General features: G+C 69.4%; 1 protein-coding gene and 1 pseudogene. Both read right to left on the bottom strand.

The genetic code is table 11. From position 1 onward, the window contains the following. On the bottom strand, window positions 1-719 hold a 719-nt coding region (locus ACEN88_RS32620; RefSeq protein ID WP_413346400.1), incomplete at its 3' end, for a substrate-binding domain-containing protein. 13 nt (window positions 720-732) lie between these two features. Further along, window positions 733-1,015: pseudogene (locus ACEN88_RS32625) on the bottom strand (hypothetical protein); the annotation flags it as partial.

Here is a 1,015-nt window from a genome sequence, read left to right on the forward strand (position 1 = left end):
CTCGCGGGCGCCGCGAGGAAGCGGAGCAGGGCGCGGCCCGCGTCCGCATGGGGAGCGCCGCGCACGATGGCGCCGGCGAACTGCGTCTTCAGCTGGACTTCGGCCGGCAGCACGCCGACGATGTCGATGCCCTGCACGGGTTTCAGTTCGCTCCTTTGCTGGCAGCCGAAATCCGCCTCGCCGTGCGCGATGATCTCGCCCACCGGCGTGGCCGGGATCTGCGCGGCCTTGCCCTGCATCTGCTGCTGGATGCCCAGTTTGTCCAGCAGTTCGCGTTTGATGTATTCGCCGCTCGCGCTGTCCGAATACGCCACCTTCGACGCATGCAGGAAAGCCTGACGCAGGCCGTCGACGGTGCCGATGTCGGGCTTCGGTACGCCATGGCGCACGGCGCACGCGATCGGGGAATCGGCGAGGACGACCTTGCTGCCCGGTTCGAGCTTCCCTTCGGTCATCAGCTTGTCCAGTGCGTCGCCGACCATGATGACGACGTCGACATGTTCGCCGCGGGCGAGGCGCGCGGGAATCGCGTTCTTCGTCGCGCCCATCGACGGGCCCCACCCGGACACGAGCGTGTCGCCGCTCGCGCGCTCGTACGGCACGGACAAGTCCTTGTAGGCCTGGGCGAAACCGCCCGAGCTGACGACGTGCACGTCGGTGGCGTGGGCGACGCCGGCGGTGGCGAAGGCGAGGGCGGCGAGGGTGGTCTTGATGTGCATAAGGGTCTCCTTGTCAGAATTTCTGCATGAGGCCGAGCGTGACGCCCGTGCCGTGGCGGTCCCTGGACGCGGCATCGCCGCGCCAGGCCGTGTAGTCGGCTTCCATATAGGCCGTGGTGCGCGGCGCGAGCGTCTTTTCGACGAACAGGAAGCCGCGGTCGAAGCCGTCGTCGACGTAGCCGGTGGCCTCGCGCCGCACGCTGTACCAGGCCGTCGTGACGAGCAGGTCGCGGGCCAGCGGGCGGCTCACGCCGGCGGACAGCACGCGCTGGGCGACGCGTTTGGCCGGTCCCGTG

It is taken from the genome of Massilia sp. CT11-108 (assembly GCF_047302915.1).
GTDB lineage: Bacteria > Pseudomonadota > Gammaproteobacteria > Burkholderiales > Burkholderiaceae_D > Telluria > Telluria orientalis.